Origin of the sequence: Aeromonas sp. HMWF014, assembly GCF_963878295.1 — a bacterium.
Classification (GTDB): domain Bacteria; phylum Pseudomonadota; class Gammaproteobacteria; order Enterobacterales; family Aeromonadaceae; genus Aeromonas; species Aeromonas popoffii.
The window spans coordinates 1-12,537 of the sequence record NZ_CAWNYS010000317.1; the positions used below are offsets into that span (position 1 = coordinate 1).

Genomic DNA, 12,537 nt, shown 5'->3' on the forward strand with positions numbered 1-12,537 from the left:
GGTAGTAGGGGCGTGAGCCATCCTCGTTGGCCGACCAGTAGTGACCCAGCTCCGGATGGATGCGCTGGCGGGCGCAGAGCTTGCTGGCTCGGGCTCTCGCCTCGGCCAGCCACTCGGAGCCGAAGGTGCGGGTCAGCTCCACCGCCGCCAGCAGGGCGCAGTAGTCGTCGATGATGTTCTCGACCCCGTCATCGAGATAGGCGAGGTTGTACTCACGCAGGTGCTGGTAGCCGCGGCTGGCCGCCTCGGCATAGCGGCTGGCATCGACGTCGCCGCTGACGCTCTCGCGCGCGGCGCGGGCCAGCGCGGCGATGGCCATGCCACCCCCTTGGCGAAAACCCGCCTGCCAGTTGGCGGACTTGATCCCCTGCTGGGTGTCATAGGCGCACAGCTCGCGCTGGGCGGGATCCTTGCTCCACTGGTCGAACAGGGTCATGAAGAAGAAGTCCGACTCATCCTGCATCCGGTAGAGGAAATCGGCGCCGTGCAGCGCTTCGTCATTGAGTCGCTTGCAGAGGTTCACCCCGTCGATATCGCGGCGCGGGGCCAGCAGTTCCCGGCACTTGAGCAGGGCCCACACCACCATGGGGGTCTGCTGGGGGTTGAGGTAGTTGGCGTAGGAGAGGTGGCTCAGGTACTTGCTCATGTCGCCACTGGCATCGAACCAGCCGCCGTGCACATCTTTGTGCTGGTCGGTGCCAAACAGGCGGGCGCTGCGGTCGGCCCGATCGAAGGTGCCGCTGGCGCGCTGCCCCTTGAAGTAGTGAATGACGTCGGAGAGGCAACGGCTGGCCAGCAGATCCTGGCCGATGGCAAAGCGGGTCGAGCGGACAATGCCTTGGGCAGTTATTGCCTCCAGCCGGTAATGACCGGGCACCTTGAAGGCGGAGAAGTCGGCACGCCAGTAAGCGCGGCCCTGCCAGCCGGGGACGCGCCCGGCCGCTTGCAGCGGGGTTTCAAACTGGATCTGGCCATCATAGAGGCGTTGCAGTCTGACATAGCCGCCGAGATCATGGGCGTGGGAGGTTTGCAAGAGGGCGACCTTGTGCCCGTCGCACTCGTAGCCCACCTGATTGATCAAGAGTTCCATCAAGGTATTACTCCTGTGGTTCACCGACGGACGGTGAGGCACATCACGGGGCTGTGGTCACCCCCTATCGAGGCCATGGCCGGACAGTGCTGTCCGGCCGGTCTAAGGCTCACCCTCACTCGTAGAGGTAGCAGCGCACGAAGTGGTTGTCGGCAAGCTTGGTGATGGGGGGCAGGCTCTCCTTGCAGCGGGGCATCGCCTGATGGCAGCGCCCGGCAAACGGACAGCCGCAGGACTCCGGCGTCCAGAGCGGGATCTCCCCCTTGCGGCCACCCTCCAGCTCGGCGTGGATGCTCTTCTCGGGGTCGGGTACCGCCGAGATGAGCAGCTGGGTGTAGGGGTGCTGCGGGTGATGCAGGATCTCGTCCACCTCGCCCCACTCCACCATGTGACCCACATACATCACCGCCAGATCTTCCGCCACATAGCGGGCGGTGGCGATGTCGTGGGTGATGTAGAGCATGGAGACGCCGAGCTCGTTCTTCATCTGCTCCATCAGGTTGAGGATGCCGATGCGAATGGAGACGTCGAGCATGGAGGTGGGCTCGTCCGCCAGCACCACTTGCGCCTCTACCGCCAGATTGCGGGCGATGTTGACCCGCTGGCGCTGACCGCCGGAGAGCTGGTGGGGGTACTTGGCCGCCGTCGCCTTGGCGGGAGTGAGGCCGACTTTCTCCAGCAGGGCATGGACCATGTCGGGCAGCTCTTTTTTGTCGATCACCTTGCTGTGCAGCAACAGGGGGCGGGCGATGTGGTGATAGATGGTGTGGGTCGGGTTGAGCGAACCGAACGGATCTTGCCACACCATCTGCACGCTCTGGCGATAGTCCAGCAGGGCGGTGCCCTTGTTGAACTCCTCCAGATCCCGGCCGCGATAGAGAATGCGCCCGGCACTGAGCTTGTACATCTTGGCGATGATCTTGGCGATGGTGCTCTTGCCGGAGCCCGACTCCCCGACCACTGCCAGGGCGCGGCCCCGGTGCAGGTTGAAGGTGATGTCGGAGAGTGCCCGCATCTTGCCACTCTTGATGGCATTGGAGTTGATGGGGAAGTCCTTGTAGAGATGCTGGACTTCGATGATGGGGGCATCGGTGTTGGCGATTTGCATGACAGACATCCTTAACAGCCAGCGGCCTTGTCCAGATAGATCACGGAATCTTGTTGCAGCCCCTGCTCTTCATAGAGGTGGCAGGCGGTCTGTTGCCCGGGGCGGATCTCGGTGAGGACTGTGTACTCCTGACGGCAGCGCGCGTGCACCTTGCCGCAACGGGCCTGAAAGCGGCAGCCGACCGGCACCTCCAGCAGGTTGAGCGGGGTGCCCGGGATCCCCTCCAGCACGGTTTTCGGTCCGTGCAGGGGCGGGAAGGAGTTGCCGAGCCCCTTGGTATAGGGGTGCAGCGGCGCGGTCAGGATCGCCTTGGAGGGGGCGACCTCTATCAGTTCTCCGGCATACATGATGCCGATGCGATCGCAGAACTCCACCATCAAGGAGAGGTCGTGGGTGATGAACAGAATGGAGAAGTTGAACTGCTCTTTCAGGGCGTAGACCTTTTGCAAAATCTCCCGCTGCACCACCACATCGAGCGCCGTGGTCGGTTCATCCATGATCAGCAGCTCGGGGTTGAGCGCCATGGCGATGGCGATCACCAGCCGCTGGCGCATGCCGCCGGAGAACTGGTGCGGGTAATCCTTGAGCCGGCTCGGGTGTATGTCGACTATCTCCAGCAGCACCTGGGCGCGCTTGATCGCATCAACGCGGGTCATGCCGGGGTTGTGGGCCAGCAGCACGTCGCAGAACTGCTCCTCCATCCGCAGCACCGGGTTCAAGGCGTTCATGGCGGACTGGAACACCACCGACACCTGTTGCCAGCGGTAGGAGCGCAGCCGCTCCTCGTTGTAGTGGAGGATGTTCTCCCCCTTGAACAGGATCTCGCCACCGCTGATGTAGGCAGGCGGCTTGTGCAGCCGGGCCACCGAGAAGGCGACGGTGGACTTGCCGCAGCCCGACTCACCGGCGAGACCGAAGATCTCGCCCTGTCTGATATCGAAGCTCACCGAATTGACGGCGCGCACGTCGCCATTTTCGGTGATGTAGTCGACGCAAAGATTGCGTACTGACAGCAGGGGATGCTTGTTCATGCTGTCTTCTCCTGAGCTGCACAGAGCGGTGTTGCGACCGGAGCGGCCAGTTTATTCCAGCGATTGAGCCCTTTGTGGGAGCGCAGCTGCGGGTTGGCTATCTCGTCGATGGCGAAGTTGAGTAGAGCCAGGCCCGCACCCAGGGTGGCGATGGCGAAGCAGGGGGCCAGGATCTCCCACCAGGCGCCGACCAAGATGGCGCTGGAGGTCTGGGCGTTGTAGAGCATGATGCCCCAGCTCACCACGGTCGGGTCGCCGAGACCCAAGAACTCCAGGGTTGCTTCGGTGACGATGGCGTAGATGATGGAGCCGATGAAACTCACCCCTATGATGGAGATGAGGTTGGGCAGTATCTCCACCAAAATGATGCGCCAGGCCGGCTCCCCCAGCACTTCGGCGGCGATGACGAACTCTTTTTCCCGTAGCGCCAGGGTCTGGGCACGGATGACCCGCGCGCCATAGGCCCAGGAGGTCAAGCCTATTATCACGGCAATCACCGTCGGCGACGCCTCCCCGATAAAACTCGCCAGCACCAGTAGCAAGGGGAGGTTGGGGATCACCAGCACCACGTTCATCAGGAAGGTGAGGCACTCATCCACCAGACCGCCGAAGTAACCGGCGGTGATGCCGATGGCGACCGCCAGGGTACAGACCAGCAGACCCGCGCTGAAGCCGACCAACAGCGAGATACGGGCGCCATTGGTGAACTGGGCCCAGATGTCGTGACCCATGCGGGTGGACCCCATCACGAACTCGGCACTGGGCGGCTGGTGGGGGCGAGCCACCCGTTTGGTCGGCTCGTTGCTGGCCAGGATCGGGGCAAAGATGGCCATCAGCACGAAGGCAACCACGATGGCGAGGCCACAGGCGGCTTTGCGGTTGCCCAACAAGATCTTGAGGATGGTAGGCATACGCATCTTGTTGTCCGGTAACAGCATGTTGAGCATGGTTGGCATACGCATCTTATTTGCCTCCTGTACGCAGACGGGGATCCAGGAAGACGTAGAGCATGTCGGCCAGGAAGTTGAAGCTGAGCATGGTGATGGTCATGATGAGCAGCTGCCCCTGAATGAGCGGATAGTCGCGGGCCAGTATGCCCTGATAGAGGGTCAGACCCAGGCCGGGATAGTTGAAGATCACCTCTGTGATGAGGGAGCCGCCGATGACGAACCCGAGCGCCATGGAGAGGGTGGTGACGCTCGGCAGTATGGCGTTGCGGGCGCCGTAGTTGAAGATCACCCGGTTGCTGGAGAGTCCCTTGGCCTTGGCCATGGTGATGTAATCCTCCCCCAGCAGGTTGATCATGTTGTTGCGCATGGTGATGAGGAAGCCCCCCACCTGCACCATGGACAGCGTCAGCACCGGCATGATGGCGTGGGTCAGGATGCTCTTGATGTGCTCCCAGCCCCAGTCAGCCGGAATTTCCGGGCTGTAGGCGTAACCGATGGGCAGCCACTCTAGGCTGACCCCGAACAGGAACAGGGCGAGCAGGGAGACCACCACCGGCGGGATGGCCTGCATCACTAGCGTGAGCGGGGAGAGAATGCTGTCCATCCGGCCACCACGATGCCAGGCGGCGAAGATGCCGACGATGGAGCCAATAGAGAAACTCAGTATGGTGGAGGTGCCCACCAGGAACAGGGTCCAGCCGATGGCGCGGCCCAGCACGTCAGAGACCTGCTGCGGGTAGAAACGCACCGAGGTGCCGAGATCCCAGGTGAAGACACTCTTCACATAGGTGAGAAATTGGGTGCTGATGGGGCCGTCGACAAAACCGAAGGTGGCCTTGAGGGCCTCCAGGGCGGCGGGTTCCATCATGGCGCCAGCGCGGGCAAACATGACGGAGACAGGATCCCCCGGCATGGCTCTGGGTAGCAGGAAGTTAATGGTGGCGGCGACCAGGAAGGCGACCAGATAGAAGGAGAAACGTCTCAGTATAAATCCCATGGTAAACCCTTTTACTGCAAGCCTGCCCCGCGTCGGGCAAAGCTCCCCCAACCCCGTACGATCCGGGGGGATGGAAGAGATGGCGGGGAAAATGGCCCCCCGCAGGGGGCCGGGATTGTTTAGCTGTTGGGCTTGAGAGACAACACGTGCAGCAGACGCTCAGGGGTGTCCGGGTGGAGCTGAGGTTTGGCGACCGGGTTATCAGCGCTGAACCAGCCGTGGAAACGCTTGGTACTGTATTCGTACCAGGTCGGGTTGTTGAAGACCGGAATGATGGTCTGGTTGGCGCCAACACGATCCTGGATGGCGAACATGATCTCCTTCTGCCTGGCCGCATCGGCGGTCTGGGTGAAGTCGTCGATCAGCTTGTCGAGCTCGGGATCCTTGTAGCGGGACGCTGCAAAGCGGTTGCCACGCTCGCCCATGTTGCGGGAGTGGAACGCGGTCTCGAAGTACTTGTGCGGGTTGGCTCCGGCAAAGTAGCCCTGCAGCGCCACATCAAAGTCGCCAGTGATGAGGTTCTCGGTCCAGACGGTCGCTTCCGGGGTGGCGGTCTTGGCGTTCAGACCGAGGGCCTGCAAGCCTTCGACACCGATTTGGGCGGTGTTGACCCAGTCGGTCCAGCCGTTCGGTACCAGCACCTTGAACGTGATTTTCTGGCAGGTCGGAGTGTCGAGGAACTTGTCGCCGTCACAGTCCTTGTAGCCAGCCTGTTTCAGCAGGGCCTTGGCACCTTCCAGATCGAACTTGTTGAACTGGCCGTATTTCTTCTCGACTTCCGGGTTGTCCCAGGAGGCGAATGCCTTGCCGAGGCCTGATGGATATTCGTTGACGGTCGGGTAGCCGTAGCCGGCGATGTCCACCATGGACTGTCTGTCCATCGCCATGGAGAAGGCGCGGCGGAAGTTGATGTCGTTGAACGCTTCGTGGTTGCCGGGATGCTTGGTCTGGAAGTTGACGTTGAATGCCACGGTACCGGAGGCCGGGAACCAGTACTTGTTGTTCTTCGGATCGTTGCCGACGTAGAGGCGCTCGATGTCAGGCACGAAGGAGCCGAACCAGTCCACGTCACCCTTCATCACGGCGGCCAGCACCTGATCGTTGGTGGCCATCTGCGGCATGCGCAGGCAGTCGATGGCGAGGTTGGCGGTATCCCAGTAGTGCGGGTTGCGGCACTGGGTGTAGAGCTGGGCTGAGAAGTTGTCCACCTCGGTGAAAGGACCGGTACCGACCGGCTTGTCGTTGGTGAAGGCCACCGGATCTTTCACCGATTTCCACTGGTGCTCGGGAACGATAGGCACCAGTACCAGGTCATTCACCACGTTGGTGTTGACCTCGGTCAGCTCGAACTTGACCTTGTTGGGGGCCAGCTTCTCGATGCTCTTGATCTGGGTCCAGATAGAGCGCTCATCCAGCGCCTTGTTGGCCTTGACCAGATTGAAGGAGAAGAGGATGTCATCGGCGGTAAAGGGCTGACCGTCAGACCACTTGACCCCGTCACGCAGATCGAAGGTGACAGATTTCAGGTCATCGCTGAACGCAAAGTGGGTGGCCAGACGATAGACGGGTTTACCCCCCTGCATATCGTTGAATATCACCAAGGGTTCATAGATGAAGTGACGGGTAGTGTGCAACAGGCCAGCTTGCAGGAAGGGGTTGAAGTTCTTGACCCAGGCGGTTTCCTGCTGTGCGACCATGGTCAGCACGGTTTTGTTGTCTGCGGCCATGGCGTTGCTGGCAGCCCCTGCAAGCATCATGGTTCCCAACAGGACAGCAGTAGAGATTTTGGATACTTTGGCAAGCATATGTTTTCCTTTCTTATTTTTTGGCATTCCTGATGGATTCGCCTTGTTTTGTGTGAGCACCGACGTCGCATGCTGAGGAGATCGGCCCTCGGTGTTGGTCAGGTGTCTAGCCTTTGTCGTTCTGTTTTCCAACGCCCTTAGCAAACCAGATTTAACAGGAAAACAACAACTATTGATTTCGTTGTTTTCGTAAAAATCAACGGCGTTACGTCAAACTCGTCAAAACGCCTTTTTATCTGTTTTAAATCATAGCCTTGCATTATTTACTTTCGCGTAAGAAGTGGCTGCAAAAATGGCGTATATGACAAATTTGTGAATTAGATCTGCTCTCTGTTTTAAGGCTGTGTTGGGCTTTTTTTTGCGCCAAAAGAAACCAGATTGCCAATTGTGATCTGGCGCCCATTTGGCACTATTAATCACGCTTTGCGGTTGGCGAGTTGACGCAGGGTCTGGGCGCTGTGTTGCAACTGTTGACGCTGCTTGTCATGGAGCGGGCAGTGGCCAAGCACATACTCTGTGGTGGCCACTACCGTCTTCCAGCGCGGTGATTTGGGCAGGGTATCCAGGCTCAGGTACTTGTCGAGGGTGCGGGTCTGCGGGCTGGATCTGTCCATATAGACCCGCCACAACTTGCTCTTCTCCGCCAATACGATTTTGCCCTTGCCCGTACTCTGCTGCCAGGCATTCAGGGTGAGCTGCATGGTCCCTACCAGTGCCCGGCGCAGCGGTTCGTCATCTTGCTGGCGAATGAGGTCATCGGCCAGCGAGCGGAACTCGCCGCCAAGGCGGCTCAGCTCGCCCAGCAGCTGACCGTCCTCTATGATGGCCTGGCGTGACAAGCTCTTGAGGGCGTTCTCCAGCGCCATCACCCGGTTCTCATCTTGACGTGGCTCAGTGCTGAGGGTGAGGGCGAAGGCGGCCCGGTTCCCCAGATTGATGGGCAGGGCGCGGGCATTGAGCTCGTCCTTCAACCCGGCCACCAGAAACGCCAGGCGCAACTCCTGGCCAGCCTTCAGATCGGGCCACTGGGTTGCCAGCGGGCTTGCCAGCCACTCATCCAGCGACCGACCCTTCATGGTTTCCGGCTCCTGGCCCAGCAAGCGGGCCAGCACCCGGGAGGCAAACAGCACAGTGCCCTGATCGTCGATGAAGACCATGGGATCGCCCCCTTCGCCGAGCAGCGCCAGCAGCCGCTGCTGATCCTGATGCAACTGCTCCTGCAGGGTGAGGCGGTGCTCGATCTCCTGTTTCAGCAGCCGGTTTTCCACCAGCGAGGCGCGGCCCGCTTTGGCTTCCAGCAGTGCCTTGACCCGGGCAAACAGTTCCTCCTTGCAGAAGGGCTTGACCAGATAGTCGTTGGCGCCGGCCCCGAAGCCCTCCTCAATATCCTTGGGCTGGTTGAGGGCGGTGAGCAGCAGTACCGGCAGCATATCCTTGGGGTGCTGCTCGCGCAGGCGGCGGCAGACGTCAAATCCCGACAGGGTTGGCATCATCACATCGAGCAGAATGAGGTCGACCGGCTCCTCGGCCAGCTTGGCCAGCGCATCGTGACCGTCACTGCTGGGCAGGATGCGGTAGCCGCACGGCTGCAGCAGATGGCGCAGGATGTGGAGGTTGATGGGTTCATCATCCACCACCAGAATGAGCGGCGCACCCTCGGGGGGAGGGGGCAGATCATCGCTCTCCCAGTCCGGCAGGATCAGCGGTTGCTGGCGCACCAGCTGATGCTCGATCTGACGGCTGCCCTGGGTCAGATTGGCGGCTTTGCCGCTGGCAAGGGGCAGGGTAAAGGCGAAGGTGGAACCGACGCTTGGTTCGCTCTCGACGAACAGCTCACCCCCCATCAGGTGCACCAGCTGGCGGGTGATGGAGAGGCCGAGGCCGGCCCCCTGCTTGCTTACCTCGGGGCTGATCTGCACCAGCGGCTCGAAGATATGCTCCAGATGCTCTTTGGCGATGCCGATGCCGGTGTCGATCACCTTGATGCGCAGGAAGCTGTTTTCAACGATGGCACTGAGCACCACCTTGCCCTGCGGCGTGTACTTGATGGCGTTGCCCACCAGGTTGTAGAGCACTTGTTCGAGCCGCTGCTCGTCGGCCAGTACGGGGGGCAGTTCGGCCGGGCTGATATCTACCAGAGTAAGGGGTTTGGCCTGCACCAGATGCTGGCAGAGATCCAGCACCAGCCGGATGACCCCTTTGGAGGAGACCGGCTGGGGTTGGATCTCCAGCTGGCCGTAGCGCATCTGGTGGTAGTCGAGCAGATCGTCTACCAGACGGGCCAGACCGTCGGCACTCTTGATGATGAGGCCGAGCTGCTTTTGTTGTCCTTCGGTCAAATCCTGCTGGCTGGCGAGCATGGACTCGGCCATCCCCTTGATGCCGTGAATGGGAGTGCGCAGCTCGTGGGAGGTATTGGCCAGCAGTTCATCTTTGAGCTTGTCCGCCTGTTGCAGGCTGAGGTTCTGCTTGTGGGTCAGCTTGACCTGCTGTTGCAGCTCCTGGGTCTGCTGTTCAATCAGCTCAATCTTCTCTTTCACCGAGCGTTGCATGTGACGAAACGCCTGGGCCAGCCGGTCTATGTCGTCGTCTGTGCGGGGGATAGTGATGGGGTGATCCAGGGCGCCATCGGCCACTTGCTCGGCGGCGGCGGTGAGAGCGCGTAGCGGGGCTGTGATGGAGTGGGAGAGCCAGCGCGAGAACAGGATCAGCAGCAGCAGGGAGCCCGCCCCCAGCAGGATCACCAGCGTCTCCAGCTGACGGATGGGGCGGTAGGCCTCGCTGGTGGAGATCTCGGCGATGAAGGCCCACTCGGTGTCGAACACCTTCACCTGGGTGTAGGCGGCCAGCACCTCGTCATCCTGATAAGAGCGAAACAGCCCGACGCCCTGCTCACCGGAGAGGGTCTTGACCACCAGCGGGGTCTGCAGAGGTCTGAAATCGGGGCTGAAGCTGTTCTCCACGCTGAACTGGGGCGCCAGCCAGGCATTGGCACGCATCCGCTTGTCGGGGCCGACCAGGATGGTCTCGCCGGTCTCGCCGAGGCCTTCCCGTTCCGCCATGATCTGGTTGAGCTTGTCTGGCAGCAGCTCGAAGATCACCACGCCGCGCACATAGTCGTATTGCATCACGGGGGCAGCCATGTAGGCGACCACCTGGCCGGTCAACTCGTTGCGGCCAAAGTCGGTGAATTCGAAGATCTGCTGCGGCTTCTGGCCGCCATCGAGGCGACGCTTGATCTTGGCGAAGGTGCTGCCAAGGCCGCTTGCCTGATAGGGGCCCGAGAGCAGATTGGTGGCAAAGTTAGAGCGCTTGGTGACCGAATAGACCACGTCACCGTTGAGATCCACCAGAAAGATGTCGCTGTAGTTGGATTTGCGCACCATGTCGGCATAGCCGCGATGAAAGCGCTGGTGCACCCGGCCATACATCTCGTCCGCCAGGATCAGCGCGCTGATGGAGGGTTCTATGTCGGCCTGGTCGTCGGGTTTTTGCAACTGATCCCAGGAGCCGGGAACATAGCGAGCCTGGGCGCGAGCGCGGGCCTCCTGTGGCGTGATGCCGAGTTTTTCGAAGGCGCCGGTGAAGCCATAAAAGCGGCCGATACTGTTGCCGGCAAAATCCTGCTGGGAGAAGTTGATGATCTGTTCTTTGAGGTTGCCAAAGTAATCCTCCAGCTGGCTCTTCTTGATGTTACGCACCGACACCAGATGGTTGGAGGTCTGGGTGGTGAGATCTTTGCCGTGGCTGTAGAGGAAGAAGAGGGTGACGACCAGGAAGGGCACCAGACCCAACATGAAAAAAGCCAGCATTAGCTGCGGCCTGAGCCCACGTGGCTTGAAGATCCATTTCATCGTGTGATTTTCAATTGAGAATCCAGTTACTAAGCGGCTCAAGTCTCTGACTAAAGACTAATCATTTCAATGGCTTTATCTTAAATTCGCCTGTGGGGTCACAGCCTGATGTGGTTTTTTTGGCCAAGCCGTTTAAACCCTGAGCAAACAGCACAGGCAAGGGCTAAAAGTGCGAAAAAAGGGTTGTGCCTGCGCTGGGGGTACGTATAATGCGCCTCGTTGTCAGGTAACTGGCACGCGGCAGTAAAGCGGGAATAGCTCAGTTGGTAGAGCACGACCTTGCCAAGGTCGGGGTCGCGAGTTCGAGTCTCGTTTCCCGCTCCAATTTCTCATAGCACCAACTATGAGTATCACTTTCAAGGCAATCAGCCTTGTCAGCATGGCGCGTTAGCAAAGCGGTTATGCAGCGGATTGCAAATCCGTTTAGTCCGGTTCGACTCCGGAACGTGCCTCCATCACCTTTCTGATAAGCATCATCCAGAGCCAATAGTACACACATTCATGTGTGCATTTCTGTTTCCCGCTATTCGAGCTTTCTCAATATCCCTGCTGTGTCAGCAAGGGTTCGCAACCCTGTTGTTGCCACTCCCGTTCCAGATAGCGATTGACCTCTACCAGGTCCTGTCCCCGGAATTGAAACTGTACCTCGGCCGAATGCTCGGTCAGCTCCATCATCTTTTGTTTCAACTGGCCGCATTGCCACAGGCTGATGGTTGGAGCCCCCTTGTAGGCCAACTCTATGCTGTCGTTTTGATTAAGTCGCCAATCCTGCCACTCCGACCAAAGCAACAGGCCCAACACCCCTATGATTGCCACTTCTGCAGGTTTCATCGCACAGACTCCATGTTGACTACCAACGCATTAAATCTGGTCAAACGGCACCGCTTTGCCAGATTTTGTTGCTTGTAAGTTAATTGATGTAACCTAATTTCATTTAGTGGCTTTTGGCGAACTTTTTTGCAAAAAAACGCGGTTTTTGGGTGTAGTAATTCTACAAGTTGTGGGGTAGCCTTTGTTCGGTGGTCTTACCAGTAAGGAGTGCTATCATGTTTCATCCCTATTCCCTGACTCAGATAATTCTTCGTCGCGTCTATGCGCTGCTGGTGGGTATTCTGGCTTTCCCCGTGATGCTGTTTCGCAGTGATCGCGCCCGTTTCTACAGCTATCTGCACCGCATCTGGAGCAAGACCAGCACCAAGCCGGTGTGGCTCAAGATGAGCGAGCGTGGCGAGCGGATCTTCTACTAAGCTCGGCTTCAAACAAAAAAGGCAGCTCGGCTGCCTTTTTTCATTTATAAAAAATTGAAATAAAAGGGTTTATTGTATGTGTCGTCCCCTTTGAGGAGTGCCGATAGGCCACCTTCATATCGTCGGGGGCACACAATGGCACATTGTAGTGGTCAACTAAATCCGGACACTTGGTTAGGCCGAACCTCGGCTTTTGCTGGTGATATCCCGTCATTGTGTTGATGTGGACGCTGCCAGTTGTAGTAATCCATCAGGTAGTAACTGATATCCCGCTTTGCTGCCCGCAGGCCCACGTATTCCGTTGCTGGCAGCCACTCTGACTTCAGGCTTCTGAACAGCCGCTTCATCGGGGCGTTATCCCAGCAGTTGCCACGCCGACTCATGCTCTGGGTCATGCGATAGCGTCACAGTCGTTGCCGAAATGCCCGGCTGCCATATTGGCTGCCCTGGTCAGA

Annotated in this window: 9 protein-coding genes, 2 tRNA genes and 1 pseudogene; 3 read left to right on the forward strand and 9 right to left on the reverse strand. The window is 59.4% G+C overall.

The annotated features are described in order from the left end of the window. The 7 genes from AAC083_RS13135 to AAC083_RS13165 all read right to left on the reverse strand — a co-directional run. Positions 1-1,090: glycoside hydrolase family 9 protein (locus AAC083_RS13135; protein WP_181364746.1), on the reverse strand; the 1,090-nt coding region annotated here is incomplete at its 3' end. Positions 1,091-1,205: 115 nt separating this feature from the next. Further along, complete coding sequence (locus AAC083_RS13140) at positions 1,206-2,198, reverse strand: ABC transporter ATP-binding protein (protein ID WP_108536842.1); 993 nt, start codon at positions 2,196-2,198, stop codon at positions 1,206-1,208. Between the two features lie 11 nt (positions 2,199-2,209). Further along, positions 2,210-3,229, reverse strand: a complete 1,020-nt coding sequence (locus AAC083_RS13145; protein WP_108536843.1) for an ABC transporter ATP-binding protein — start codon at positions 3,227-3,229, stop codon at positions 2,210-2,212. Next, positions 3,226-4,146, reverse strand: a complete 921-nt coding sequence (locus AAC083_RS13150) for an ABC transporter permease (RefSeq protein ID WP_108536847.1) — start codon at positions 4,144-4,146, stop codon at positions 3,226-3,228. Before AAC083_RS13150 ends, AAC083_RS13145 begins: the two co-directional genes overlap by 4 nt. 46 nt (positions 4,147-4,192) lie before the next feature. Then, positions 4,193-5,176, reverse strand: coding sequence for an ABC transporter permease (locus AAC083_RS13155; RefSeq protein WP_108536844.1), 984 nt, complete (start codon positions 5,174-5,176; stop codon positions 4,193-4,195). A 119-nt stretch (positions 5,177-5,295) separates the two neighbouring features. Then, entirely contained in the window at positions 5,296-6,981 is a 1,686-nt protein-coding gene (locus tag AAC083_RS13160; RefSeq protein ID WP_108536845.1) for an ABC transporter substrate-binding protein, read from the reverse strand. 416 nt (positions 6,982-7,397) lie between these two features. Next, positions 7,398-10,835: a response regulator gene (locus AAC083_RS13165; RefSeq protein ID WP_181364747.1), complete on the reverse strand. Its 3,438-nt coding sequence runs from the start codon at positions 10,833-10,835 to the stop codon at positions 7,398-7,400. A gap of 248 nt (positions 10,836-11,083) precedes the next feature. Here AAC083_RS13165 and AAC083_RS13170 point away from each other — a divergent pair. Beyond that, positions 11,084-11,159: transfer RNA gene (locus AAC083_RS13170), tRNA-Gly, on the forward strand. A 57-nt stretch (positions 11,160-11,216) separates the two neighbouring features. After that, positions 11,217-11,290: transfer RNA gene (locus AAC083_RS13175), tRNA-Cys, on the forward strand. An 82-nt stretch (positions 11,291-11,372) separates the two neighbouring features. Here the strand turns inward: AAC083_RS13175 and AAC083_RS13180 are convergent. Then, positions 11,373-11,666: a hypothetical protein gene (locus AAC083_RS13180; RefSeq protein ID WP_042037467.1), complete on the reverse strand. Its 294-nt coding sequence runs from the start codon at positions 11,664-11,666 to the stop codon at positions 11,373-11,375. 215 nt (positions 11,667-11,881) lie between these two features. Here AAC083_RS13180 and AAC083_RS13185 point away from each other — a divergent pair, with 215 nt between their 5' ends. Continuing rightward, entirely contained in the window at positions 11,882-12,082 is a 201-nt protein-coding gene (locus AAC083_RS13185) for a YbfA family protein (RefSeq protein WP_042037465.1), read from the forward strand. A gap of 152 nt (positions 12,083-12,234) precedes the next feature. Here AAC083_RS13185 and AAC083_RS13190 read toward each other — a convergent pair. Beyond that, a pseudogene (locus AAC083_RS13190) lies at positions 12,235-12,537 on the reverse strand (integrase core domain-containing protein); the annotation flags it as partial.

Bases quoted from the DNA above. Each gene is read 5' to 3' on its own strand.
- AAC083_RS13160 (WP_108536845.1), bottom strand. From the start codon at position 6,981: ATGCTTGCCAAAGTATCCAAAATCTCTACTGCTGTCCTGTTGGGAACC.
- AAC083_RS13185 (WP_042037465.1), top strand. From the start codon at position 11,882: ATGTTTCATCCCTATTCCCTGACTCAGATAATTCTTCGTCGCGTCTAT.
- AAC083_RS13155 (WP_108536844.1), bottom strand. From the start codon at position 5,176: ATGGGATTTATACTGAGACGTTTCTCCTTCTATCTGGTCGCCTTCCTG.
- AAC083_RS13150 (WP_108536847.1), bottom strand. From the start codon at position 4,146: ATGCGTATGCCTACCATCCTCAAGATCTTGTTGGGCAACCGCAAAGCC.
- AAC083_RS13140 (WP_108536842.1), bottom strand. From the start codon at position 2,198: ATGCAAATCGCCAACACCGATGCCCCCATCATCGAAGTCCAGCATCTC.
- AAC083_RS13180 (WP_042037467.1), bottom strand. From the start codon at position 11,666: ATGAAACCTGCAGAAGTGGCAATCATAGGGGTGTTGGGCCTGTTGCTT.
- AAC083_RS13165 (WP_181364747.1), bottom strand. From the start codon at position 10,835: ATGAAATGGATCTTCAAGCCACGTGGGCTCAGGCCGCAGCTAATGCTG.
- AAC083_RS13145 (WP_108536843.1), bottom strand. From the start codon at position 3,229: ATGAACAAGCATCCCCTGCTGTCAGTACGCAATCTTTGCGTCGACTAC.